Annotated in this window: 25 protein-coding genes; 10 read left to right on the top strand and 15 right to left on the bottom strand. The window is 67.5% G+C overall.

What is annotated here, in order from left to right; all coding sequences use genetic code 11:
* Window positions 1–108: 108 nt before the first annotated feature.
* Window positions 109–1,632 carry an MFS transporter gene (locus ACLJO0_RS10970; RefSeq protein WP_410577981.1) on the bottom strand — a complete coding sequence of 508 codons (1,524 nt, stop codon included), beginning with the start codon at window positions 1,630–1,632 and terminating at the stop codon, window positions 109–111.
* 122 nt (window positions 1,633–1,754) lie between these two features.
* Between ACLJO0_RS10970 and ACLJO0_RS10965 the strand changes: the two genes are divergently transcribed.
* Complete coding sequence (locus ACLJO0_RS10965; protein WP_410577979.1) at window positions 1,755–2,432, top strand: TetR/AcrR family transcriptional regulator; 678 nt, start codon at window positions 1,755–1,757, stop codon at window positions 2,430–2,432.
* Window positions 2,433–2,512: 80 nt separating this feature from the next.
* On the opposite strand, the gene ACLJO0_RS10960 is transcribed toward ACLJO0_RS10965, so the two are convergent.
* Window positions 2,513–3,436: a hypothetical protein gene (locus ACLJO0_RS10960; RefSeq protein WP_410577978.1), complete on the bottom strand. Its 924-nt coding sequence runs from the start codon at window positions 3,434–3,436 to the stop codon at window positions 2,513–2,515.
* A 200-nt stretch (window positions 3,437–3,636) separates the two neighbouring features.
* On the opposite strand from ACLJO0_RS10960, the gene ACLJO0_RS10955 reads away from it, so the two are divergent.
* Entirely contained in the window at window positions 3,637–3,837 is a 201-nt protein-coding gene (locus ACLJO0_RS10955) for a PspC domain-containing protein (RefSeq protein WP_034313416.1), read from the top strand.
* 7 nt (window positions 3,838–3,844) lie between these two features.
* Here ACLJO0_RS10955 and ACLJO0_RS10950 read toward each other — a convergent pair whose 3' ends face one another.
* From ACLJO0_RS10950 to ACLJO0_RS10920, 7 genes are all read right to left on the bottom strand, one after another.
* On the bottom strand, window positions 3,845–4,606 hold the full coding sequence (locus ACLJO0_RS10950) for an NPP1 family protein (RefSeq protein WP_410577976.1): 762 nt from the start codon (window positions 4,604–4,606) through the stop codon (window positions 3,845–3,847).
* Window positions 4,607–4,760: 154 nt separating this feature from the next.
* A complete protein-coding gene (locus tag ACLJO0_RS10945) occupies window positions 4,761–5,939 on the bottom strand; it encodes an ABC transporter ATP-binding protein (RefSeq protein ID WP_410577975.1) in 1,179 nt (392 codons plus the stop codon).
* A gap of 3 nt (window positions 5,940–5,942) precedes the next feature.
* Window positions 5,943–6,785, bottom strand: coding sequence for a carbohydrate ABC transporter permease (locus ACLJO0_RS10940; RefSeq protein WP_034313318.1), 843 nt, complete (start codon window positions 6,783–6,785; stop codon window positions 5,943–5,945).
* A complete protein-coding gene (locus ACLJO0_RS10935; protein WP_125796602.1) occupies window positions 6,785–7,732 on the bottom strand; it encodes a carbohydrate ABC transporter permease in 948 nt (315 codons plus the stop codon). Before ACLJO0_RS10935 ends, ACLJO0_RS10940 begins: the two co-directional genes overlap by 1 nt.
* Entirely contained in the window at window positions 7,729–9,051 is a 1,323-nt protein-coding gene (locus ACLJO0_RS10930; protein WP_410577972.1) for an ABC transporter substrate-binding protein, read from the bottom strand. Before ACLJO0_RS10930 ends, ACLJO0_RS10935 begins: the two co-directional genes overlap by 4 nt.
* 223 nt (window positions 9,052–9,274) lie before the next feature.
* A complete protein-coding gene (locus tag ACLJO0_RS10925; RefSeq protein ID WP_410577971.1) occupies window positions 9,275–9,790 on the bottom strand; it encodes a general stress protein in 516 nt (171 codons plus the stop codon).
* A 145-nt stretch (window positions 9,791–9,935) separates the two neighbouring features.
* Complete coding sequence (locus ACLJO0_RS10920) at window positions 9,936–11,132, bottom strand: acyl-CoA dehydrogenase family protein (protein ID WP_125796599.1); 1,197 nt, start codon at window positions 11,130–11,132, stop codon at window positions 9,936–9,938.
* A gap of 157 nt (window positions 11,133–11,289) precedes the next feature.
* Between ACLJO0_RS10920 and ACLJO0_RS10915 the strand changes: the two genes are divergently transcribed.
* Genes ACLJO0_RS10915 through ACLJO0_RS10905 form a run of 3 tightly spaced genes read left to right on the top strand, consistent with a single transcriptional unit; the run spans window position 11,290 to window position 12,702 of the window.
* Window positions 11,290–11,607, top strand: a complete 318-nt coding sequence (locus ACLJO0_RS10915; RefSeq protein ID WP_125796598.1) for a DUF4190 domain-containing protein — start codon at window positions 11,290–11,292, stop codon at window positions 11,605–11,607.
* Window positions 11,608–11,639: 32 nt separating this feature from the next.
* Window positions 11,640–11,996 carry a DUF4190 domain-containing protein gene (locus tag ACLJO0_RS10910; protein ID WP_410577968.1) on the top strand — a complete coding sequence of 119 codons (357 nt, stop codon included), beginning with the start codon at window positions 11,640–11,642 and terminating at the stop codon, window positions 11,994–11,996.
* A 49-nt stretch (window positions 11,997–12,045) separates the two neighbouring features.
* A complete protein-coding gene (locus ACLJO0_RS10905) occupies window positions 12,046–12,702 on the top strand; it encodes a DUF4190 domain-containing protein (protein WP_410577967.1) in 657 nt (218 codons plus the stop codon).
* A gap of 18 nt (window positions 12,703–12,720) precedes the next feature.
* Here the strand turns inward: ACLJO0_RS10905 and ACLJO0_RS10900 are convergent, their stop codons facing one another.
* Both ACLJO0_RS10900 and ACLJO0_RS10895 read right to left on the bottom strand, forming a co-directional pair.
* Complete coding sequence (locus ACLJO0_RS10900; protein ID WP_410577966.1) at window positions 12,721–13,194, bottom strand: hypothetical protein; 474 nt, start codon at window positions 13,192–13,194, stop codon at window positions 12,721–12,723.
* A gap of 561 nt (window positions 13,195–13,755) precedes the next feature.
* Window positions 13,756–14,592: a slipin family protein gene (locus ACLJO0_RS10895; protein WP_410577964.1), complete on the bottom strand. Its 837-nt coding sequence runs from the start codon at window positions 14,590–14,592 to the stop codon at window positions 13,756–13,758.
* Window positions 14,593–14,680: 88 nt separating this feature from the next.
* Between ACLJO0_RS10895 and ACLJO0_RS10890 the strand changes: the two genes are divergently transcribed.
* Genes ACLJO0_RS10890 through ACLJO0_RS10875 form a run of 4 tightly spaced genes read left to right on the top strand, consistent with a single transcriptional unit; the run spans window position 14,681 to window position 18,601 of the window.
* Window positions 14,681–15,592 carry an aminoglycoside phosphotransferase family protein gene (locus ACLJO0_RS10890; RefSeq protein WP_410577962.1) on the top strand — a complete coding sequence of 304 codons (912 nt, stop codon included), beginning with the start codon at window positions 14,681–14,683 and terminating at the stop codon, window positions 15,590–15,592.
* Between the two features lie 44 nt (window positions 15,593–15,636).
* Entirely contained in the window at window positions 15,637–16,944 is a 1,308-nt protein-coding gene (locus ACLJO0_RS10885) for a magnesium transporter MgtE N-terminal domain-containing protein (RefSeq protein ID WP_410577961.1), read from the top strand.
* A complete protein-coding gene (locus ACLJO0_RS10880; protein WP_125780901.1) occupies window positions 16,937–17,446 on the top strand; it encodes a DUF1003 domain-containing protein in 510 nt (169 codons plus the stop codon). The genes ACLJO0_RS10885 and ACLJO0_RS10880 overlap by 8 nt, the downstream gene beginning before the upstream one ends.
* 9 nt (window positions 17,447–17,455) lie before the next feature.
* On the top strand, window positions 17,456–18,601 hold the full coding sequence (locus ACLJO0_RS10875) for an Mrp/NBP35 family ATP-binding protein (RefSeq protein ID WP_125796592.1): 1,146 nt from the start codon (window positions 17,456–17,458) through the stop codon (window positions 18,599–18,601).
* 344 nt (window positions 18,602–18,945) lie between these two features.
* Here the strand turns inward: ACLJO0_RS10875 and tatB are convergent, their stop codons facing one another.
* Window positions 18,946–19,359, bottom strand: a complete 414-nt coding sequence (gene tatB / locus ACLJO0_RS10870) for a Sec-independent protein translocase protein TatB (RefSeq protein WP_125796591.1) — start codon at window positions 19,357–19,359, stop codon at window positions 18,946–18,948.
* A 56-nt stretch (window positions 19,360–19,415) separates the two neighbouring features.
* Window positions 19,416–20,957 carry a S1C family serine protease gene (locus tag ACLJO0_RS10865; protein WP_410577957.1) on the bottom strand — a complete coding sequence of 514 codons (1,542 nt, stop codon included), beginning with the start codon at window positions 20,955–20,957 and terminating at the stop codon, window positions 19,416–19,418.
* A gap of 161 nt (window positions 20,958–21,118) precedes the next feature.
* Here ACLJO0_RS10865 and ACLJO0_RS10860 point away from each other — a divergent pair, with 161 nt between their 5' ends.
* Window positions 21,119–21,772 carry a hypothetical protein gene (locus ACLJO0_RS10860; protein ID WP_410577956.1) on the top strand — a complete coding sequence of 218 codons (654 nt, stop codon included), beginning with the start codon at window positions 21,119–21,121 and terminating at the stop codon, window positions 21,770–21,772.
* A gap of 9 nt (window positions 21,773–21,781) precedes the next feature.
* Here the strand turns inward: ACLJO0_RS10860 and ACLJO0_RS10855 are convergent, their stop codons facing one another.
* Complete coding sequence (locus ACLJO0_RS10855) at window positions 21,782–22,459, bottom strand: anti-sigma factor family protein (RefSeq protein ID WP_410577955.1); 678 nt, start codon at window positions 22,457–22,459, stop codon at window positions 21,782–21,784.
* A complete protein-coding gene (sigE, locus tag ACLJO0_RS10850) occupies window positions 22,456–23,055 on the bottom strand; it encodes an RNA polymerase sigma factor SigE (protein ID WP_016331450.1) in 600 nt (199 codons plus the stop codon). Before sigE ends, ACLJO0_RS10855 begins: the two co-directional genes overlap by 4 nt.
* Window positions 23,056–23,061 lie beyond the last annotated feature (6 nt).

Raw genomic sequence — 23,061 nt, 5'->3', positions numbered from 1 at the left:
CCTCGCATGACATGCGGCGAAAGTCCCTTTCAGCCCCCTCCGCGCGCTAGGAAAGGACCGTTCCTTGCAAATTTTGCAAGGAACGGTCCTTTCCTAGCGTTTCGGGAGCTACATGTGCACGGCGACCGGAGCACCCTCCGAAGCGCCCTCCGGCGCCTTCGCCGGGGCACCGGACCGCAGCAGCACCCCGCAGATCACCGCACCGATGACGAAGATCCACCCGCCCCAAACGAAAGCGGTCGTGTAACTGTGCACAGCCGCTTCGGCCGCGAGTTGCGGCGAAGCCACCTTCCCGACCAGGAACGACGTCGAGGCGTTGCCCGCCAGCGTGCTCAGCAGCGCGGTCCCGATCGAGCCGCCGACCTGCTGCGCGGTGTTGACCATGGCCGACGCGACACCGGCGTCGCGCGTGTCGACCCCGAAGGTCGCGACACTCATCGCGGGTGCCATGGCGAGGCCGATACCGACGCCCATGATCATCAGCGGGAACAGCACCCCGCTGGCGTACGTGCTGGTGGTGTCGATGGCCGCCAGCCAGAACAGACCCGCTCCGGCGATCAGCATTCCCAGTGACACCAACGGTTTCGCGCCGAACTTCGGCAACAGGATCGCGGTCGCCGAGGTCGCGCTGATCATCAGGGTGGCGACCATCGGCAGGAACGCGACGCCGCTCTGCACCGGCGTGAACCCGAGGTTCAGCTGGATGTAGAAGGTGAGGAACAGGAAGATCGAGAACATCCCGATGGCGAGCAGGAACATCGCGAGGTACGACCCGCCGCGGTCGCGGTCGAGCAGCACGCGCAGCGGCAGGAGCGGGTGTTCGGCACGGTGCTGGATCGCCACGAACGCGGCGAGCAGCACGACACCGGCGGCGAGGAAACCCCAGACCGTGATCGAGGACCACGAGTCGCGTTCGGCGTTCGCGAAGCCGTAGACCAGCGCGAACAGGCCGGCCGACGCGGTGATCGTGCCAGGGATGTCGAGCTTCGGGCGCGGGCCGTCGGTCTCGGAGTTCTTCAGCAGCACGGCCGAACCGGCGAACGCGATCACCGCGAAGACGATGTTGACGTACATCGACCAGCGCCAGTCGAGGTATTCGGTCAGCACGCCGCCGAGCAGCAGGCCGATCGCCGCGCCGCCACCGCCGATCGCGCCGAAGACGCCGAAGGCCTTGCCGCGTTCCTTCGGGTCGGTGAAGGTCGTGGTCAGCAGCGAGAGGGCCGCCGGGGCGAGAAGCGCGCCGAAGACACCCTGTGCGGCACGGGCGACGAGCAGCATTTCGATGCTGGTGGCAGCACCGCCGATCGCCGACACGATGGCGAAACCGGCGAGCCCGACGAGGAACGCGCGTTTGCGGCCGAAGAGGTCCGCGAGCCGCCCGCCCAGCAGGAGCAGGCTGCCGAACGCGAGCGCGTAGGCGGTGACGACCCACTGGCGGGCGTCGTTCGAGAAGCCGAGGTCCTGCTGCGCCGACGGGAGCGCGATGTTCACGACGGTGGCGTCGAGCACCACCATCAGCTGGGCGAGACCGATCATCACCAGGATCAGCCATCTCCTGGCGTGGTGCGGGTTGGTGTGCTGCGCGGCCGCGTCCCCCGGCGGCGTGGCGACAGCGGTGGATGAGTCAGACATACGGGCGGTTTCCTCACCGATAGTGACGAAGAAGCTATGTGGAGTAGGTATCTCCCCTTTCCGTGCCCAAGGTACACAAGAAGTGGAGAAGTGTCCTCTACTTCGTTTGTTAAGCTGGACGAATGGCTCGGGACCTTGCTCCCGCCGCACCGGCGCGGCCGCTGCGGCGCGACGCTGAACTCAATCGGCAGCGCATCATCGCGGCGGCACGCGATGTCTTCGGCGAACGCGGGCTCGAAGCGACGCTCGACGACGTCGCGCATCACGCCGGCGTCGGCGTCGGCACCGTCTATCGCCGTTTCCCGAGTAAGGAACACCTGGTCGAGGCCATGTTCGTCGACCAGTTCGAGACGATCCGCGAGTTCGCCGAAGAAGCGCTTCGTGCCGAAGATCCCTGGGAGGGATTCGCGGGCTTTACGTGGCGCGCGGCCGAACTGCACGCCGGTGACCGCGGGTTACGTGAAGTCATGCTGTCGAACGTCTTCGGCCAGGAGCGCGTCGCCGAGGCGAAGTCCCGCATGGTGCCGTTGATCACACAGCTCGTCGAGCGGGCTCAGGCCGCCGGTGCCCTCCGCGCCGATTTCGTGACGACGGACATACCGCTCCTGCACCAGATGATCGGGTCGGTCATCGAGTTCACGCACGGTATCCAGCCGGACCTGTGGCGCCGGTGTCTCGCCATGCTGCTGGACGGCCTGCGCGCCGAGCCCGGCCGCGCCACGCCGCTGCCGCATCCGCCGCTGGACTTCGAGACGCTGGACGAGGCGATGTGCTCCTTCCGGCTGCCCAGGCTGCGCTAGCCCACGCAATTCGTCACCTACTTGCGGCCGGCGAGCGCCACGTGATGTCCGCAGACACCGCAAGTAGGTGACGAATTGCGTCAGGGGAGCTTCGGGAACACCGCCACGGCGACCTCACGGGCCGCCGCGCAGGTGGCGTCCTCCGGCGCGCCGTCGACGCCGACCACCGAGAGCGTCGCCTGTTCGACCCGTTCCGGGGTGCCCGGGATCGGCCGGTGCGTGGTCACCTGGCAGAACGCGCCCGACGTGGTGACCTGGACCTGCCGTCCGCCCAGCGCCTCCGTGGCGCCCGGCGTGGTGTCCGCCCCGACCGACAGCGAGAAGCTGACCTTGCCGCGGATGCAGCTGTGCCCGGACAGCGCCGGCGCCGGTTTGGTCTCCGCGCCGGCGGCGGCGTCGAGTTCGTGCTGGTCGAGCGGCGCGCACGGGGCGACCCGGCCCCACGAGCGCTGGTCGAGGTTCAGCCGCCCGACCTGGCGCGCGCCGATCACCCCCGCCGCGCTGCCGACCGTCGCGTCGGCGATCCGGCAGCGGGCCGTCCGGTCGGCCGGGGACGTGTTGTCGGAGGTGACGGCGACGGACAGGCGGATCCCGTCGGCGAAGGTCAGCAGCCGTGTGCAGGCGGTGTCCTCGTTGAACGTCGACTGCTGGACGCTGACGCCTTCCGGCAGCGGACCACCGTATTCGTACGGCTGATTGTTCGGATCCTGCCCGGAAGTGATCGGGCCGGTGGTCACGGTGTAGCGATTGGCGCCTTCGACGAATTCGAGGCGGCAGGACTCGAAAGAGCTCAAAGGCGGCTTGACCGCGTTTCCGCCGCCGATCACTTTCCGCTGGTCGACGAGGCTGCAGTAATCGAGCGACGAGTATTCCCCGAGCGCCTCGGAGGCGGTCAGAGCCTCCTCACCCGCCGTGGTCGACGGCGCCACCGCCGGTTCCGGGGTGGAACAGGCCGCGGCTAGGAACAGGCCGCAGAGTACTGCGCTGAGTCTCTTCGAGGGCACCGGAGCAGTATCGTCAAAAGATCGCGGAACACCAGCCCCTACGGGCGAAGAACACAGGGTCCGCCACGTTTTCCCAGGTGAATGCCTTACCGCGATTTCACGCCCTTAGGGGTGCGTTTCGTTCCGCGGTGGGATGCGGTGCGGCCGTCACGAGACGAGAATGGGTTTCACACAACGTGACGACCGAGAGGGAAGAAACCGTGACGAACCCCGTAGCCGCCCGCCTGACCCGACCGCGCCAGGGCCGCATGATCGGCGGCGTCTGCGCCGGTCTCGCCAAACGCTTCGGCACCACGCCGGGCAAGGTCCGCCTGCTCGCCGTGCTGTCCTGCCTGCTGCCCGGCCCGCAGTTCATCGTCTACCTCGTGCTGTGGCTCGCCCTGCCGGAGAGCGAGTACTGAGCCGTCCTCAGGCGTTGGGGTCGAAGGGGATGCCCGCCGGTTTGGCCTTGCCGAGGTTGTGCTCGAAGGAGCCGTCCTTGATCGCCAGGCTCGCGCTGCCGAAATCGGCGCGGACGAGGGTGTCCCGGATGCCGGGCGGGAACCTGTCCCAGCTGACGAGGTCCGGGTACTGCCAGGCGTTGTAGTGGTTCTCCGGCGGTTCGGTCGCGCTCGCGATGCGGAAGCAGTGGGTGCTCGCGCCGTCCTTGTGATAGACGATCTTCGGGTGGGTCCCCTCCCAGGAGACCTTGGAACGGTCGTAAGTGGAGTAGTTGCCGTGCGCTGACGTCGACACGTACCGCGCTTGGCCCTCGTTGACCCACACGACGACGTGCTCGATGTCGTGCCGGTGCCCGCAGCAGTCGATGATCGGGACGGCCTGGTCCTTTTCGAAGTAGAGGTCGTACAGGTGGGCGCACCAGCCGTTGTTGCACTTCGAGCGCGCGTAGGAGTTGGTGTTGTCGAGGTCTGACCGGTCCCGGCACTGACCGTTGAGGGCCCCGGAGTTCTTGAGACCGGTGGCCACCGCGCCGGTCGGCGAGATCGCGGGCGTCGGGTAGCAGCCGTCGGTGTCGTAGTCGAACGCGGGCTGCCACTTGCTGTCGGCTTCGGTCGCGTTCGTCGGCAAGGCCTGCGGAGGTTCGGCCCAGGCGACGGCCGGGGCGAGCGTGGTGATGAGGACCGCTCCGACCAGGCCCTGCAGGAGACGGCGTGACAGCTTCTTCGGCAAGGCAGGCGCCCTTCTCTCGGTACCGGTGCGGGCTGAGGATCCACGATCGCCCGGTGAGGCGTAAACCGCCGAAGGTGGGCAGACGGAACTCGCGTGAAGGCCCCCGTTCCCTCGGCTGAGCCGAGGAAAGGGGGCCTTCACGCGAGTTCCGGAGCTAGTCGGTGTAGGTCAGGTTCTTGCCACTGGCCCCGTCGAACAGCTTGATCTTGTCCGCGTCGAACCACAGCTCGACGTTTTGGTTCTCCGCCGCCGAGGACGCCGCCGAGAGCCGGGCCACGATCTGCGACTCGGCACCGGGAACGTCCGCGGATCCGCTGTCCGCGGCGAGATCCGCGAGGTCGGACGAAGACGCGGCCTCACCTTCGACCGTGAAGTGCGCGAACTTCTCCGAACCCATCGACTCGAGGACGTCGACGTGGGCGGTGAACGTCGCACCCTGACGGGCGGCGGAGTCCACCAGCGCGGCGTCCTCGAAATGCTCCGGCCGGATGCCGACGATGACTTCACGCGGCGCGTCCGCGGCCTCCACCAGCTGCCGCACCCGGTCGGTGAGCGGGATGTCGCCCAGCGCGCTGCGGGCGGTCCCGTTCTCCAGCGTCGCGGACACGAAGTTCATCGACGGGCTGCCGATGAACCCGGCCACGAACAGGTTCGCCGGGTTGTCGTAGAGGAACTGCGGCGAACCGATCTGCTGCACGTAGCCGGCCCGCAGCACGACGACCCGGTCGCCGAGGGTCATGGCCTCGGTCTGGTCGTGCGTGACGTAGAGCGTCGTCGTGCCCAGCTGTTTCTGGATCTTCGACACCGAGGTCCGCATCTGGCCGCGGAGCTTCGCGTCCAGGTTGGACAGTGGCTCGTCCATCAGGAACGCCTTGGGGTTACGGACGATCGCCCGCCCCATCGCGACGCGCTGCCGCTGCCCGCCGGACAGGTTCGCCGGCTTGCGGTCCAGATGTCCGGTCAGATCGAGGATCTGCGCCGCCTCCTCGACCTTGGCCCGCACGGTGCGGTCGTCGACCTTGGCCAGCCGCAACGGGAACGCCATGTTCTCCCGCACGCTCATGTGCGGATACAGCGCGTAGGACTGGAACACCATCGCGATGTCACGGTCCTTCGGCGCCTTCTCGTTGACGCGCCGGCCATCGATGCGCAGTTCGCCGGAGGAGATGTCCTCCAGGCCCGCGACCATGTTCAGGGTCGTGGACTTCCCGCAGCCGGACGGCCCCACCAGGATGATGAACTCACCATCGGCGATCGTGATGTCCACTTCGGACACCGCGAGGGCGCCGTCGGGGTACTTCTTGGACACTTTTTCGAGAACGATTTCAGCCATGGGTCAGCCCTTCACCGCACCGGACGTCAGCCCCGCCACGATGCGACGCTGGAAGAACAACACGAACAGGATGATCGGGACGGTGATCACCACGGCGGCCGCGGAGATCGTCCCTGTCGGGTCTTCGAACTGCGAGGACCCGGTGAAGAACGACAGCGCCGCCGGGACCGTGCGCGAGGCCTCGGTCGAGGTCAGCGAGATCGCGAACAGGAAGTCGTTCCAGCAGAAGATGAACACCAGGATCGCGGTGGTGAACACCCCAGGTGCCGCCAGTGGCGCGATCACCTTCCGGAACGCCTGCGCCGGGGTCGCGCCGTCCATCTTCGCCGCCTTTTCCAGCTCCCACGGGATTTCCCGGAAGAACGCGGAAAGCGTGTAGATCGACAGCGGCAGCGCGAACGTGATGTACGGCAGGATCAGTCCCGGCCAGGTGTCGAACAACCCCAGCTCACGTTCGATGTTGAACAGCGGCGTCACCAGCGACACCTGCGGGAACATCGCGATCAGCAGCGACATCCCGACCAGCACCTGCTTGCCGGGGAAGTCCAGCCGCGCGATCGCGTACGCCGCCATCGTGCCGAGGACGACCGCGATCACCGTCGCGATGATCGCGATCCCGATCGAGTTCACCAGTGCCCTGATGAACTCAGTGGTCTCGAAGATGTCCGCGTAGTTCTGCCACGTCCATTCCGACGGGATGAAGTTCCCGTCGTCCAAGGTCTCCTTGGTCTTGAACGAAAGCGAGACCACCCAGAGCACCGGGAACAGCGCGAACACCAGGACCAGGATGTCGACGAGGCCCCACTTGAACTTGCGGCCGGGAGTGACCGCTCCACCGATGGCCATCAGCGCTTACCCCCATTGTCACTGCCGGGTGCGGCCGTGCCGAACACCTTGATGAAGATGAACGCGATGATCGCCACCGTGATGAAGATCAGCACCGCCATCGTCGACCCGATCCCGAGGTTCAGCCCCTTGACCAGGTTGTTGTAGGTCTGCATCGACACCGACGACGTATCCTGCGCGCCGTTGGTGAGCACGAAGATGTTGTCGAAGATGCGGAACGCGTCCAGGGTGCGGAACAGCAACGCCACCAGGATCGCCGGTTTCATCACCGGCAGCATCACCTTGGTGAACCGCTGCCACGCGGTCGCGCCGTCCATCGCCGCGGCCTTCAGCAGGTCGTCCGGCACCAGCGCCAGCCCCGCCATCAGCAGCAGCGCCATGAACGGCGTCGTCTTCCACACCTCGGCCAGCACGATGATCGCCAGCGAAGGCCAGTATTCGGTCAGCGGCGCGCTGTCCGGGAAGAACAGGTTGGCAAGGTAGCCCGTGTCCGGCGTCCAGGCGTAGTACCAGGAGAACGCCGCGACCACCGTCACGATGCCGTACGGGATCAGGGCGACCGTCCGCACGAGGCCCCGTCCGACGAGGGTCCGGTGCATGATCAGCGCCAGGCCCATGCCGAGGACGAACTCGATCACCACCGAAACGATGGTCAAACCCATCGTCGTCCCGAAGGCCGTCCACCAGTAACCGTTGGACAGCACCGAAATGTAGTTGTCGAGGCCGACGAACTCCTGCTGCGCCGGGAACCTGAGGTCGTAGCGCTGCAGCGAAAGCCAGATCGAGTAGATGATCGGATAGCCGGTGACGGCGATCATCACGAACGCCGCCGGGGCACACAGCCAGAGCCCGAGTCTGCGCTCGGCCTTCTTTCCTTCACTGAGCGCGGGTTTCTTCTTCCCCGGCTTGCTCGCGGTCGCCGAACCGGCGGCTTCCTGCACGGTCACGGGATCACTCCCTTCGACTCGAGCGCGTCGGCGAGCTGTTCTTTCAGCTTCTCCGCCGTCTTCTGCGGATCGATTTCAGAAGGCGGGGAAAGCACCTTCGACAACACTGTCGAGGCGTTCTGGTACGCCGGGGTCAGCGGGCGTACCGCCGCGTCCTTGAGCGCGTCCAGGATCGTTTCCCGCATCGGGTACTTCGTGTCCATGCTCGGGTTGTCGTCGCTGACGCCCGCGGTGGCGTCGAGCGGGACCGTGTCGGTGTAGAGCGACTCGATCGTCGGCGGGACACCGTCTTTGAGCGCGGAGAACTTCTGGTTCTTCTCGTTGCGCAGGCACAGCGCGACTTCGTAGGCCTCGGCCTTGTGCTTCGAAGTCGAGCTGACCGCCAGGTTGTAGCCACCGATCGTGGTCTTGGCGGGTTTGTCCGCTTCGAGCCGCGGATAGGTCGCCCACTTGAAATGCTTCAGCTCGTCCTTCTTCTCCTTGGCGTAGGAGGCGTAGACGAACGGCCAGTTCAGTTCGAAGGCGGCGTTCCCGCGCTGGAACGCCTGGCGGACCTCGTCCTCCTTCGAGTTGGTCAGCGACGGGTCGGTGATCCCGGCCGTGGTGACCTTCTTGAGCATCTCCAGCGCCTTGACCGCGCCCGCGTCCATCACGACCGATTTTCCGTCGTCGGAAAGGATCTTGCCGCCCGCCGATTCGACGAGCGTGTTGTAGATGACGACGAGGCCTTCGTACTGCGCGCCGGTGAACACGACGTTCGCCGGCTTGCCCTGCGCCTTGAGCGCCTGCGCCTGCTGGATCATCTCGTCCCAGGTCTTCGGCGGCGTCGGGGTCAGCCGGTCGTCGTACCAGAGCAGCTGGACGTTGGTGTTCTTGGTCGCCGCGTAGAGCTTTCCGTTCCACGTGGCGGTTTCGAGCGGTCCCGGCAGGACACCCGTGGTCGCCTCCGCCTTGGCTTCACCTGTCCATTCGTCGACCCAGCCCGCCTCGGCGAACTCGGAGACCCAGGTGACGTCCAACCCCAGTACGTCGAGAGACTCGTCCCCGGCGGCCAGGCGCCGGACCATCTGTTCCCGCTGGCCGTCGGCCGGTCGCGGGAGTTTGTTGTAGACGACCTCGTAGCGTCCGCCAGAGGCCTTGGTGCAATCGTCCACAACGGACTGGAAGTTGTCTTCCGGCGCGTAGTAGACGTTGATCTTGAGTCCGGCATCCGAACCACAGCCCGCCAGTAAACCGGCCGTCAGCGCTGTCGCGCCCAATAACGAGCCGGCGCGGCCTGGTGAGCGGCCCCTCCGGCTCGCGCTCATCCTCTTCCCCATGAGGCCTCCTCACCCGCGCACGTGGGACACGCAAGCACTAGGACGCGTTGAAGAAGCCCGCGCGCCAGCACCCCGACGTGCTAGTGCTCGGGCGGACACGCTGGAGTACGCGACCGCCCGACTGGTGTTGTGCAACCTATTCCGGGCGATCACCGCCCGCAAGCAGTATCGGTAACGATTCAGCGGACCGCACGACGAACAGGTGAACGAGTACCGCCGAATGTCACCGGATGGGCCGGCCGCCCAACGCGAGCTGGGCGAGGAGTTCGCGGCCGCGCTCGGCCGAACGCGGCTGGCAGAGCACGTCGTAGCGGCCGGCGACCAGCTGACTCGCGGAGGAGAAGTCCCGGCGGGACATGCTGTAGCTGATCGCCGCGAAGACCGTCCACGCCAGGATGCCGAGCACAAGGCCGCCGATCATGGGCTGCCAGGCGAAACCCTGGTTGTTGAACATGCCGAGCAGCAGCCCGATGATCAGGCCGAACCACGCGCCCGACACCGCGCCGGTGCCCAGCACGCGGCCCCAGCTCAGCCTGCCGACGACGCGCTCGACGAGCATCAGGTCGACGCCGACGATGGTCACGTCGGCGACCCCGAACTCCTTCTCCGCGAGGAAACCGACGGCTTGCTGGGCTTCGCCGTACGTCGCGTAGGAACCGATCGGCCAGCCGGAAGGCGGTGTCGGCAGCCTGGGCAGCCCACCCGCGGCCCGGCCGCTTCCGCCAAAGGGAGCACTCACGTAATCACCTCTCGCCCGTCCCGGTCCATCCTCTCAAGGACGGGCGAAAGGCGCGAACGTGAGCTGAAGGACGCCTTCCTCGCGTCGCACCCGGTGAAGGACGCTTTCGCTACATCTGACGCGGTGAAAGCGTCCTTCAGCTCCGTCAGGAGCGGGACTTGTACTCGCGGAGCAGGCCGCGGCTGATGATGGTCTTCTGGATTTCGCTGGTGCCTTCGCCGATGAGCAGGAACGGCGCTTCGCGCATGAGGCGCTCGATCTCGTATTCCTTGGAGTAGCCGTAGCCGCCGTGGATGCGGAACGAGTCCTGGGTGACCTCGGCGCAGTATTCGCTGGCGATGAGCTTGGCCATGCCCGCTTCGACGTCGTTGCGTTCGCCGGAGTCCTTGAGACGGGCGGCGTTGACCATCATCAGGTGCGCGGCCTCGACCTTGGTGGCCATCTCGGCGAGTTTGAACGCGATCGCCTGGTGCTCGGCGATCGCCTTGCCGAAGGTCTTGCGCTGCTGGGCGTACTCGACGGCGAGTTCGAACGCGCGGATCGCGATGCCGCAGGCGCGCGCGGCGACGTTCACGCGGCCGATCTCGACACCGTCCATCATGTACGCGAAGCCCTTTCCCGGCGCTTCGCCGAGAACCTTGTCCGCGCCGATCTTGAAGCCGTCGAACACGGCTTCGGTGGTGTCGACACCCTTGTAGCCCATTTTGTCGATCTTGCCGGGGATGGTGAGGCCGGGAGCGACCTCGCCGAAGCCCTCGGGCTTCTCGACCAGGAACGTGGTGAGGTTCTGGTGGGCCTTCTCGGCTCCCTCGTCGGTCTTGACGAGCAGCGCGATCAGGTTGGAGCTGCCGCCGTTGGTCAGCCACATCTTCGAACCGTCGATGACGTAGCCATCGTCGGTCCTGCGGGCGCGGGTCTTGATCGCGGCGACGTCGGAGCCGAGGTCCGGCTCGGACATCGAGAACGAACCGCGGACCTCACCGGTCGCCATGCGTGGCAGGAAGTGCTGCTTCTGCTCCGGCGTCCCGTGTTGCTTGATCATGTGCGCCACGATGAAGTGCGTGTTGATCACGCCCGAGACGCTCATCCAGCCGCGCGCGATCTCCTCGACCACGAGCGCGTAGGTCAGCAGCGATTCGCCGAGGCCGCCGTACTCCTCCGGGATGGTGAGCCCGAACAGGCCCATCTCCTTCATCCCCTCGACGATGTCGGCGGGATAGGTGTCGGAATGCTCGAGCTCCTGCGCGCGCGGGATGACCTCCTTGTCCACGAACTGGCGGACCGTGGCCAGGATCTCGGACTGCACGTCGGTCAAGCCGGCGGTCTGGGCGAGGCGAGCCATCGCTGCTCCTAAATTCGCGCGCACCGGGCTCCCGGCGCTGGGTTACCGGTGAGTATGACGCCTGAGCGGGGACCTCGCTATGAGCGCAGTCACGCGTACGCCATCCGTGACCATGGCACTACAGTGACAGGCCGATCACAGTCCGAGGGGGACGAACATGACTCAGCAGCCCTTTGGCGGATTCCCGCCGCAACAGCAGTACGCCTTCCCGAACCAGCCTCCGGCGCGGAGCAAGGACTCCGGCCTGGCGATGGCCGCGCTGATCTTTTCACTCTTCGGGCTGATCGGACTGGTGTCCGTGATCCCCGGGATCGTCATGGGCCACGTCGCCTTCGCGAAGGCCCGGCGCGGCGAAGCGGGCGGCAAGGGCATGGCGCTCGCGGCGTTCGTCGTCGGCTACCTGATCATCATCCTGTACGCGATCGCGATCCCGGTCGCGCTGAACATCGCCGCGAAACACGGCGCTTTCCGTTAGCGATACGGTCCTCGACCTACGAGGGGACCGGCATGACGAATCCGCACGACCCGTACGAGCAGCAGCCCTACGGTCTCCAGCCGTACCAGCCGCCGCCTCAGCAGTACTACGTCCAGCCCTACGCGTACGTGCGGCCGCCGGATCAGGGCATGGCGGTGGCGTCGCTGGTGTGCTCGCTGGTCGGGCTGGTCATGTGCTTCCCCGCGATCCTGGGGATCATCTTCGGGCACATCGCGCTCTCGAAGGCCAAACGCGGCGAAGCGGGCGGCCAGGGCATGGCGCAGGCCGGGATGATCGTCGGGTACGTCGTCACCGGGCTGTGGCTGATCCCCGTCATCCTGTGGTTCGTGGTCGCGGTACTCGCGCTCGGAGCCGCGAGCGCGTCGTGACCCGTCCCCGGATACGGTGGTGTCCCGCACGAACCAGGGGGCCAACCGGATGAGCAGTTCCGACTCTCAGGACACACCGTCGACGTCGTCCTACACCGACTCGAACACCTTCCCGGACCCGACTTCGGCATCTTCGGCGTCCGAGACCGTGTCGAGCCCGGAACCGCAGCAGTTCCAGCCGCCGGCGCCCTTCACGCCACCCGCGCCGTTCGAGCCGCCCGCTCCGTTCGAGCCGCCTTCGGCTGCTGACCCGGCCCCTGCTCCCGCTCCCGAGCCGCCTTCCGTTCCGGTTCCGGCCGAGACGTACGGGCAGGCCATCGACCCGCTGACCGCCGAGCCCGTTCCGCCGCCGTTCGCGGCTCCGGGCCCGCCCATTCCCGCGGTGTACGCACCAGCGCCGCTGCCGGTCGCGTATCCGTCGCCGCAGCCGTACAACCCGTACGCGATGGCGGCGCCCCCGCGATCGCAGGACAACGGGATGGCGATCGCCGGACTGGTGTGCTCGATCATCGGCCTCTGCTCGTGCGTGACCGTGATCGTCGGCCTGATCCTGGGCCACATCGGGCTGGCGAAGGCGAACCGCGGCGAAGCGGGCGGACGCGGCATGGCGCTCGCGGCGGTGATCATCGCTTACGTCGTCATCGCGCTGTACGTCGGTTTCGGCGGGACCTTCATCATCCTCGGCATGCGGGGCGAGCTGGATTAGCGATGGCGGCCGAGCGGACTAGAGGTCGGCCGTAGTCACCGCGTTCTCCAACGAGTGCAGGGAGACATATCTCTGCCGTTGCACGAAAGCCGAACCCCTGCCAGTGCCGAGATGAGGCAACTCCGCCCGTAACTGCCGGTGGTCGGGATGTCCTGGGCCAGTCAGCAGGAAGACCTGATAGCGGCCATCCGGCCAGGTCGCGTCCGACGTTTCGATGACTTTCGCGATCTTGCGGTCGAACCGATCGGAAGAGGCACCGAGCCGCGCTGCCTCTTCCGAGGACCACTCGACGTTGTCCCGGCGGTGAAGCACGGCGGGTACGTCGAGCTTCACCTCACGGTCCGCGTAGAACGCCACACGCTCGATCGGCCGAAATGCCCGCCCGGATTGGCACACGAAAGCGGAGCAGGTCTCGTACAGCGGCCAAGCGTGCTTCGCCGACACGACGACGGTGTCATCGACCGTGACCGGTCGTTGCGCATAGACGGTCATCAGTCCGCTGCATCGCTTCAGCCATCGCGCGGCATCGGTGTCGATGTACGCGGCCAAGTCGAAGATCTGGCGAAGCTCGAAGGGTATGTCGACGTTGATCGTCGAGTCATGGTGCGCGAGCCGGTTCCGGAACTTGCGGACGCGCTCGACCGCGACGGCGACCTGCTTCCGCTTTCCCGATGAGTTCGGGAAAGCACGATGGCCACGGCCTCCGCCACATGGTCCCCGCCGGGAGTCGGCAGCAAGAACCACGGGATGCCGCACTGGTCCTCTCGGAAGTGCTCGCGAAGACACCGATCCAGAGCGTTACGAAGGAGCACCTCGAGATGGCCGACGACCTCGAATGCGGCAGAGGATGTTCGCGCGCTCCACTCGTACAGCCGCAGGGCCGCGACCTTGTCTCCCGACGCTCCCTCGAGGTAGGGAGCCATCCGGGGTTCGGACAACAGGTTCCAGACCATGGACTCTTCGGTCTCGACGGACGGCACCCGAAGATGCTACCGTCAGTGACGAACGCCCCAGTGTCGCCTCTGATGCAAGCGCCTGGGGCTTCTTCATGTCTCAGGGGCGCTGTTCCACGTCGTCCGGTTCGCGTGGCGACGGCGCCACCTGACCGTTGTCCTGCGAAACCGGCGGCGCCTCCCGCTTCGGCGTGTTCGCATCCAGGAAGCGCAGCAGCTCCACCGGGAACGGCAGGACCAGCGTCGAATTCTTCTCCGCCGACACCTGCACGACGGTCTCCAGCAGGCGCAGCTGCAACGCCGCCGGGGTGTCGGCCATGGTCGCGGCCGCCTGCGACAGCTTGTACGACGCCTGGAGTTCCCCGTCGGCCGAGATGACCCGCGCGCGCCGTTCCCGTTCGGCCTCGGCCTGGCGTGACATCGAGCGTTTCATCGACTCCGGCAGCGCGACGTCCTTGATCTCGACCCGGTCGATGTGGATTCCCCAGTCCAGTGCCGGGCTGTCGATCATCAGCTCCAGGCCCTCGTTGAGCCGTTCACGGTTGGACAGCAGGTCGTCCAGGTCGCTCTTGCCGATGATGGACCGCAGCGAGGTCTGCGCGACCTGGCCGACGGCCGAGCGGTAGTCCTGCACGTTGACCGCGGCCAGCACCGGGTCGATCACCTTGAAGTACACGACCGCGTCCACCCGCACGGTGACGTTGTCGCGGGTGATGCCGTCCTGCGCGGGGACCGGCATCGTGACGATCTGCATGTTGACCTTCTGCAGTCTGTCCGCGAACGGCACCAGCAGCGCGAGCCCCGGCTGCCGGATGTTCGCGCGCACCCGCCCGAACCGGAACACGAGGCCGCGTTCGTACTGTTTCACCACGCGAAGGCTGGCCGCGAGCCAAGCACCGCCCGCGACGGCGACCGCACTGAGAATCTCCACCACCATGGCTGCTCCCGGGGTTGTTCTCGCTGTTCACGGTACGCCCGGCGGGTCACGGAGGAAACACGGTGGACAGACCTGCCAAGGTGGGTCCGTGACCGGTTTCAAGATCCCGCCCAGATTCCTCGACCGCGCCGCCGGACTCGGCCCCGGAGCCGCCGAATGGCTCGATTCGCTGCCGTTCCTCGCCGAGAAGTACACCGCCAAATGGCAGCTCGACTACGACGGCGAGGCCATGCACGGTTTCGTCGGCGTCGCGCAGCCCGTGCGCCGCGCGGACGGCTCCCCCGCGATCCTCAAACTCGGCTGGCCGCACGAGGAATCCGACGACGAGCCGCTCGCACTGTCCACTTGGGCCGGTCAGGGCGCGGTCCTGATGTACGACAACGTTCCCGAGGACGGCGTGCTGCTCCTGGAGCGGCTCGACGCCACCCGGTCGCTGGAAACGGAGCCGATCCGGCGGGCCGTCGAGACGGTCGGCGCGATCGCGCGACGGCTGGCCGTCCCCGCTCCCGAAACACTGCGGCGTTCCCTTCGCGAGGAAGCGGCGGAGCTGGTCACCGAACTCCCGGAGTCCTGGAGCGAACTGGGCGAACCGTTCGACCGGAAGTACCTCGACGCGGCCGTGGAAATCTGCGTGAACCTCGGACCGGAAGCCGGTGAGCTGATGGTGAACGAGGACCTGCACTTCGAGAACGTCCTCGCCGGGGAACGCGAACCGTGGCTGGTGATCGACCCGAAGCCGCTTTCGGGGGACCTCGAGTTCGGCGCGATCTCGATCCTCTGGAACCGGGCGAACGAGTCCACAATGGACGAAAAGATCGCGTGGTTCGCCGAGGCGGCCGAGGTGGACGCCGAACGCACGCGCGCGTGGACGCTCGTCCGCGCGGTGCAGAACTGGATCTGGCTCCACGAAGACCTCGCCGAGGGCGAGTCGCCCGAAACCCTCGCCGAAGACCCGGCCTACGCCGCCGTTCCCGGAATCGCCGCCTGGGCATTGCGGTGATCACACGAATCGTCTCCCGCCCCGGGAGCCGATAACCTTCGGGCATGGCAGCCGTGAACAGGGTATTCGCAGCTCAGCTGGCCGGTTTGCCGGTTTTCGGACCCGATGGCGAATCGATCGGCAAGGTGCGGGACGTGGTGGCGGGCCTGCGCCTCGATCAGCAGCCGCCGAGGATCTTGGGCATCGTGGTCGAACTGACGACCAGGCGCCGGGTGTTCGTGCCGATGTTGCGCGTGACCTCGATCGAGCCCAGCGCGGTCACGCTCGCCACCGGATCGGTGAACATGCGGCGATTCCATCAGCGGCCCAACGAGGTGCTGGTGGTCGGGCAGCTGTTCGACGCGTACGCGACGCTCGCGGGCTCGCAAACCCGCGTCACCGTCGTCGACGCGGGTATGGAGCCGACGCGGACGCGCGACTGGGTGCTCGCGAAACTCGCGATCCGCGAACGGTCGAGCAGACTCGGCCTCGGCAGGCGGCGCGCGCCGATGCAGGTGCTGCCGTGGTCGGAGGTGTCCGGGCTGGGGCTCACCGACCTGACCGGCCAGACCCAGGGCGCGGCGCAGCTGCTGATGCTGTTCGACACCATGCGCGCGGCGGACATCGCCGCCACGGTCCGTGATCTGCCGCTGAAACGGCGGCACGAGGTCGCCGACGCGATGGACGACGAGCACCTCGCCGACCTCATCGAGGAGCTTCCCGAAGATGACCAGAAGGAACTGATGTCCTACCTCGCCGAGGAACGGGCCGCCGACATCCTCGAAGCGATGAACCCCGACGACGCCGCCGACCTGCTGGCCGAACTGGCACCCGCCGACCAGAACCGGTTCCTGGAACTCATGGAACCCGAGGAGTCGGCGCCGGTGAAACGGCTGCTGGAGTACTCGTCCGACACCGCGGGCGGGCTGATGACCCCCGAACCGGTGGTGCTGACGCCGGACGCCACCGTCGCGGAAGCGCTCGCGCACATCCGCAACGCCGACCTCCCGGTGGCGCTGGCGAGCATGGTGTTCGTCAGCCGTCCGCCGACGGAGACGCCGACGGGCCGCTTCGTCGGGGTCGTCCACTTCCAGCGGCTGCTGCGCGAACCACCCGCCGAGATGGTGGCGAGCGCCGTCGACACCCAGTTGCCCGCGCTACGGCCGAACGCGACCTTGTCCGAAGTCACCCGATACTTCGCCGCCTACAACCTCACCTGTGGGCCGGTGGTGGACGCCGAGCACCACCTGCTCGGCGCGGTCACCGTCGACGACGTGCTCGACCACCTGCTGCCGGAGGACTGGCGCGAGACCGGACTGCACGACATCACCGGCGAGACCGCCGAAGAGCGCGAGGAGGCCGAACGTGCCTGAACTGACCTCCGGGCGACGGCTCGACCAGCCCCGTGGCCAAGGCCGGTTCCGGCTGAACCTGGATCCGGACACCTTCGGCAGGCTCACCGAACGGGTCGCGCGGTTCCTCGGCACCGGCAAGTACCTGTTCTGGCAGACGCTGACCGTCATCGTCTGGATCGTGCTGAACCTGGTCGCGGTCTCCCTGCGCTGGGACCCGTACCCGTTCATCCTGCTGAACCTGGCGTTCTCGACCCAGGCCGCCTACGCCGCGCCGCTCATCCTGCTGGCGCAGAACCGCCAGGACGACCGCGACCGCGTCTCGCTGGAGGAAGACCGGAACCGCGCCGAGCAGACCAAGGCGGACACCGAATACCTCGCGCGGGAGCTGGCGTCGCTGCGGATCGCGCTGGGCGAGGTCGCCACCCGGGACTTCCTGCGGGGGGAACTCGACCGGCTCCGTGAGGATCTTGATGCCAAGCCGCGCAAGGCCAAACCCGACCGCGCGGCTACCGGTACGTAACATGGTGGGGTGACCAGTACGCAGCAACTCCCCAGCGTCGACGATGTCCGCACCGCGCTGAAGGCCGTGTACGACCCTGAGATCAAGAAGCCGATCACCGACCTCGGCATGGTCAAGGGCGTGGAGGTGGGCTCGGACGGTGTGGTCACCGTCGGGATCTACCTGACGGTCGCGGGCTGCCCGTTGAAGGCGACGCTGACCAAGGACACGACCGACGCCGTCGCGAAGCTCCCCGGCGTCAGCGAAGTCAAGGTCGAGCTCGACGTCATGAACGACGAGCAACGCACGGAACTGCGAAAATCGCTGCGTGGTGACGCCACGGAACCGGTGATCCCGTTCGCGCAGCCGGGTTCGATGACGCGGGTCTACTGCGTCGCGTCCGGCAAGGGCGGCGTCGGCAAGTCCTCGGTGACGGTGAACCTCGCGGCCGCGATGGCCGAACGCGGGCTCTCCGTCGGCGTGGTCGACGCGGACATCTACGGCCACTCGGTGCCGCGGATGCTCGGCACACACGAGAAGCCGACCAAGGTCGACACCATGATCATGCCGCCGCAGGCGCACGGCGTGAAGGTCATCTCGATCGGCATGTTCACCCCGGGCAACCAGCCCGTCGTGTGGCGCGGGCCGATGCTGCACCGCGCGCTGCAGCAGTTCCTCGCCGACGTGTTCTGGGGCGACCTCGACATCCTGCTGCTGGACCTGCCGCCGGGCACCGGCGACATCGCGATCTCGGTGGCGCAGCTCATCCCGAACGCGGAGATCCTGGTCGTCACCACCCCGCAGCAGGCGGCCGCCGAAGTGGCCGAGCGCGCGGGCGCGATCGCGTTGCAGACGCGGCAGCGGGTGGCCGGCGTCATCGAGAACATGTCGTGGCTCGAAACGCCCGACGGCGGCCGGATGGAGATCTTCGGCGCCGGCGGCGGGCAGTCCGTCGCCGACTCGCTGTCGAAGTCGGTCGGCTCGACCGTGCCGCTGCTGGGACAGATCCCGATGGACCCGCGTGTGGTCACCCTCGGCGACGCGGGCACACCGATCGTGCTGGCCGAGCCGGACGCGCCGGCGTCGCTCGTGCTCAAGGAGGCGGCGAAGAAGCTGACCGTCCGGGCGCGCGGGCTGGCCGGGATGATGCTGAACGTCACCCCTGCGGGGCGCTGACCTGCTGTTTCTCCGGCGGAGGAGCAAGGGACCTTTGGTATCGCTTTCTCGGAGGCGAGGCTCACGCGACCCCCAAAGCTGCAATGAAGGGGCCTTTCATAGCAATTTTTGCTATGAAAGGCCCCTTCATTGCGCTTGAGCGAGGGTGCGCCTTCACGCGTCGCCGCTGTGACCGCTGGCGGCCCGTGGCGCCACGTGGTCCGAGAGCAAGGGACCTTTGCTATCGCTTCCGGCGGGCGCCGAAGTCGAGGCTCAGGTGGCCTCCGCGAACGCTATGAAAGGTCCTTTCCTTGCAAATTTTGCAAGGAAAGGACCTTTCATAGCGTTTGAGCGAGCGTGAGAGGTCAGGTGGCGTCGGGGTCGACCGGCGGGCGCTCACCCGGCTTCAGCGGCTCCGGCTGCGAAGCCGTCGCCGGGTGACCGTTGGGCTTCGCGGCCCCGTTGGCGGCACCATTGGTGCCGTTCACGTTGTTGAGCCCCAGCGGATCCGTGTCACCGTCGAACAGGTGCTGGGTGACGACCCGCTTCGGGTCGAAGTTGCGCAGGCCCCGCAGGTCCTCCAGCGGCTTGCGCAGCTGGTCGAACTCCGGGCCCATTTCCTCGCGCAGTTGCGTCTTGGCCCCGGTCGCGAAATCCCGGACCTTGCGGACACTCTTCGCCATCCAGGCCGCCGCTTCGGGCAGCCGTTCCGGACCGAGGATGAAAAGACCCGCGACGACGATGATGAGGATCTCGCCCCAGCCGACACTCTCGAACACCCGTGTGAACCTCCGCCTCGGCGTCTTCCCCGTTCAGGGTACCCCGGCCGAACTCGCTAGTCCGAGGCCAGTTTCACGTCAACCACAAGCGAAGACCCATCCCGGACAAGGCGGACAGGGACCACTTCGCCGACTTCGCGCGCGCGGACCGCGACGAGCAGTTCCGCGGAGTCGCGCACAAGCCGTCCGCCGACTTCGGTGATGACGTCGCCTTCCTTGATCCCGGCCGAGGCGGCGGGGCCGCCGGGGGCCACGTTTCGGACCTGCGCGCCCATGGTGCTGGAGCCCGCGACGGTGGACGAAGCGTTGATGCCGATGTCGGGGTGGACGACCTTGCCGTCCTTGATCAGTGTTTTCGCGATCTTCACCGCGTAGTCGCTCGGGATGGCGAAGCCGATGCCGATGCTGCCGCCTTCGGCGCTGGACGAGCGGATCGCGGAGTTGATCCCGACCAGCGCGCCGGTCGCGTCGACGAGCGCGCCGCCCGAGTTGCCGTGGTTGATCGCGGCGTCGGTCTGGATGGCTTCGTAGATCACCGGCGCGCTGCCGCCGTCGCCGCCGGCGGTGACCGGGCGGTTGAGCGCGCTCACGATGCCGGCGGTGACCGAGTTCTGCAACGCCAGCGGCGAACCGACGGCGATCACCGAGTCGCCGACGGCGAGGTCGGACGACTTCCCGACCTGCAACGCGGTCAGGTTGTTGACGTCGACCTTGACCACGGCCAGATCGGTTTTGGGGTCGGAGCCGACGACCTTCGCCTCGACGCGCCTGCCGTCGAAGAACACGGCGGTGACCTTGGTGGCCGAGTCGGCCGTCGCGGCGGAGATCACGTGCTCGTTCGTGAGCACGTAACCCTGGGTGTCGATGACGACGCCGGAGCCCTGCTGGCCGGCGTCGGCGCCGGGCTTGAACACCTCGAGCGACACCACCGCGGGGGCCACCCGGTGGGCGATGTCCGCGATCGAGCCTGCTGGACGTTCCTTGGCCGCGTCGGCTTCGGAGATGCTGGCCTGGCCGGTCAGTTCACTGCCGGTGTCGGCGAACCACCAGCCGATCAGCCCGCCGGCGGCACCGATGACCAGCGCGACGGCGGCGAGTATCGCGAGCGCCTTGGTCTGCACACGGCGCCCGAAGAGGACCTCCGGAAGGCTCAGCAGCGCACCTTGCGGGCGCTTCGCGTCCTTCTCCTCTTCCGAGTCCTGCTGGACGGCGGGTCCGGCGAGCACCGCACCGGAGCCGGGGTCGCGCCACGGGTCCGAGGTCGTGGTCCAGAGCGGGTCTTCCGAACCGTTCGCGGACAGCTCGGAGCCGTTGGTCCCCTGCGGCCGCTCGAGCACGACACCTTCGGCGCCCGGCGGGCGGCGGAAGGCCTCGGCGAGCGATTCCGGCGTCGGGGGTGCCAGGTTCAGACCCGGCGCGGCCTGCCCGTTCGTGCCGGGCTGGTACAGCTTGTCGAAGGCGCCGTCGACGCCGCGCGGCCTGCCGAACGTGGCCGCCTGCGCCGGATCGACGGCGGGCCTGGCCAGCGGGCGCGGCGCCAGCCGATCCCCCGCCGGGTCACCAGGCTGCTGCGGATTCGCGTTCGGCTGCTCGGTCATCATTCCCCGGGGCTGAGATCAGGTTGGCCGGACGCGAGAGTACGCCAAGCCTCACCCTGGATTCTGCCGTGACCACGGTGAAGTGCGCGTTGATTCCCCGGATCGGCCAAGAAGTGTGACACTTGAGGCAACCATGTCTCACGTCTGGCAGTCTAACGGGCATGTCGGAGAACCCGGGGGCTCCTTTCCCGCCCCAGAACGTCCCTCAACAGCAGCAATGGCCGCAACAGCAGTGGCCGCAGCACCAGGGCTGGCCGCAGCAGCCGCCCAAGAAGAAGGGCCTGTCCACCAAGGTGAAAGTGCTGCTGCTCGTCGCCGCGCTCGTCGTGGTCGGTGGCGGGGTCGGCTTGATCTTCGTGATGAAGGCGGCCGCCGGGCCGGAGAAACAGGCCACCAAACTGGAGGTCGGCGACTGTGTCCAGCTGACCGGCGCCGGAAAAGAGGCCGACGCGGCGAAGGCCGCCTGCGACAACCCGCAGACGCCGTACGTCGTGAGCGTGAAGGGCACGGTCAAGGGCGACTGCCCAAAGGGCTTCTACAGCTACTCGGTACCGACGCCGCTGCGCGGTGAAGGCGTCGGCCTGTGCCTGGGGCTCAACGCCCAGATCGGACTGTGTTTCGACGCCATCGAGACCAAGACCCCGCCGCCGCTGGTGAACTGCTCGGGAGCACGGCTGAAGATCAGCGAAGTGTTCGACAAGGCAAGCTACGTGACCAGCCCGTGCAAAGAAGGCACAGAAGAGGTGATCTCCTACACGGCGTACGGCGCGACACAGAAGTTCAAGAGCGCGACGATCTGCTTCGTCAAACCCTGACGAAGCAGATCAGCGGGCCGAGACCGGCACGGGCGCGTTGGACGTGCTCGGGCTGGGTGTGGGGCTGCGCGGCGGTTCCGGTGGGGTGCCGCCGCCCAGCTGCGCGGGCAGCAGACCGGCGTTGACCCCCTGCGGCGGGGTGAGGCCGGTGTTCGGCTGTTCTTCGCTGCCGTCACCCGAGGTCGCGACGAGGGCGAGGGCGCTCAGCACCAGCCCGGAAACGACGACCCCGGCGCCTTGCGCGTACTTCCGCCGGGCGCCGCCGAAACGTCCGCCGCCGAGGACGTTCGGCGACTGGCCCAGCGGCGCCGATGATCCCAACGGGGTGGTCCCGCCCAGCACTCCGGTGTCACGAAGGCCGGCGACCCTGTCGGGCCGCTGGATGGCGACCAGCTGGCCGTCGGCGGTCATCGCCAGGTTGTCCGGCGTGCCGGGTAGTTCGGTGTTCTGCGGGATGGAGCACAGGCTGGCCAGGAAACCCGCCGACATCGACGGGGCTCCCGCCTGCTTCACGGCGTTGACGGCCTGGCGCTGCGCGGAGACCTCGGCCGCGCACGCCTGGCAGCGGGCGAGGTGCGCCGAAGCCCTGTCCTGGGCGCCGAGGGACAGCTCGCCGTCCACGAAGGCGACGATGGCGTCCGGAAGAAGATGCGACTCGGGGAGCCCCCAACCTCGCGGTGCGGTCATACCCCCACCTTCGCAGACTCCTGCGCCGCGGCGCGACGACGCTCCAAAGAAGCGCGAAGCGCCTGGCGGCCGCGGTGGATCCGGCTGCGCACGGTGCCGAGCTTGACACCGAGGGTGGCGCCGATCTCCTCGTACGAGAGGCCTTCGACGTCGCACAGCACGACCGCGGCACGGAACTCGGGCGGCAACTCGTCGAGCGCGGCCTGCAGATCCGGGTCGAGATGGGTGTCCGAGTAGACCTGCTCCGGGCTCGGGTCGTCACCGACGATGCGGTCGGTGTCCTCGGGGAGGCCTTCCATCCGCACGCGTGAGCGGCGGCGGGCCATGTCGAGGAAGAGGTTCGTGGTGATGCGGTGCAGCCAGCCCTCGAACGTGCCGGGCTTGTAGGACGCGAGGGAGCGGAAGACCCGGATGAAGGTCTCCTGCGTCAGGTCCTCGGCGTCGTGGGCGTTACCGGTCAGGCGGTATGCCAGCCGGTACACGCGGTCAGCGTGCTCACGCACGACCTCGTCCCACGAGGGCGGCGTCCATGCGGCCTCGTCCACCGTCACCGGCGTGACCTGGTCCGCGTGCTGGTCCTGCATCGTTTCCTGCATCGGGGA

It is taken from the genome of Amycolatopsis sp. lyj-108, from assembly GCF_046549005.1.
Classification (GTDB): Bacteria; Actinomycetota; Actinomycetes; order Mycobacteriales; family Pseudonocardiaceae; genus Amycolatopsis.
Note: the sequence above shows the minus strand (reverse complement) of the source record. Positions and strands in the feature narration are given on the sequence as shown.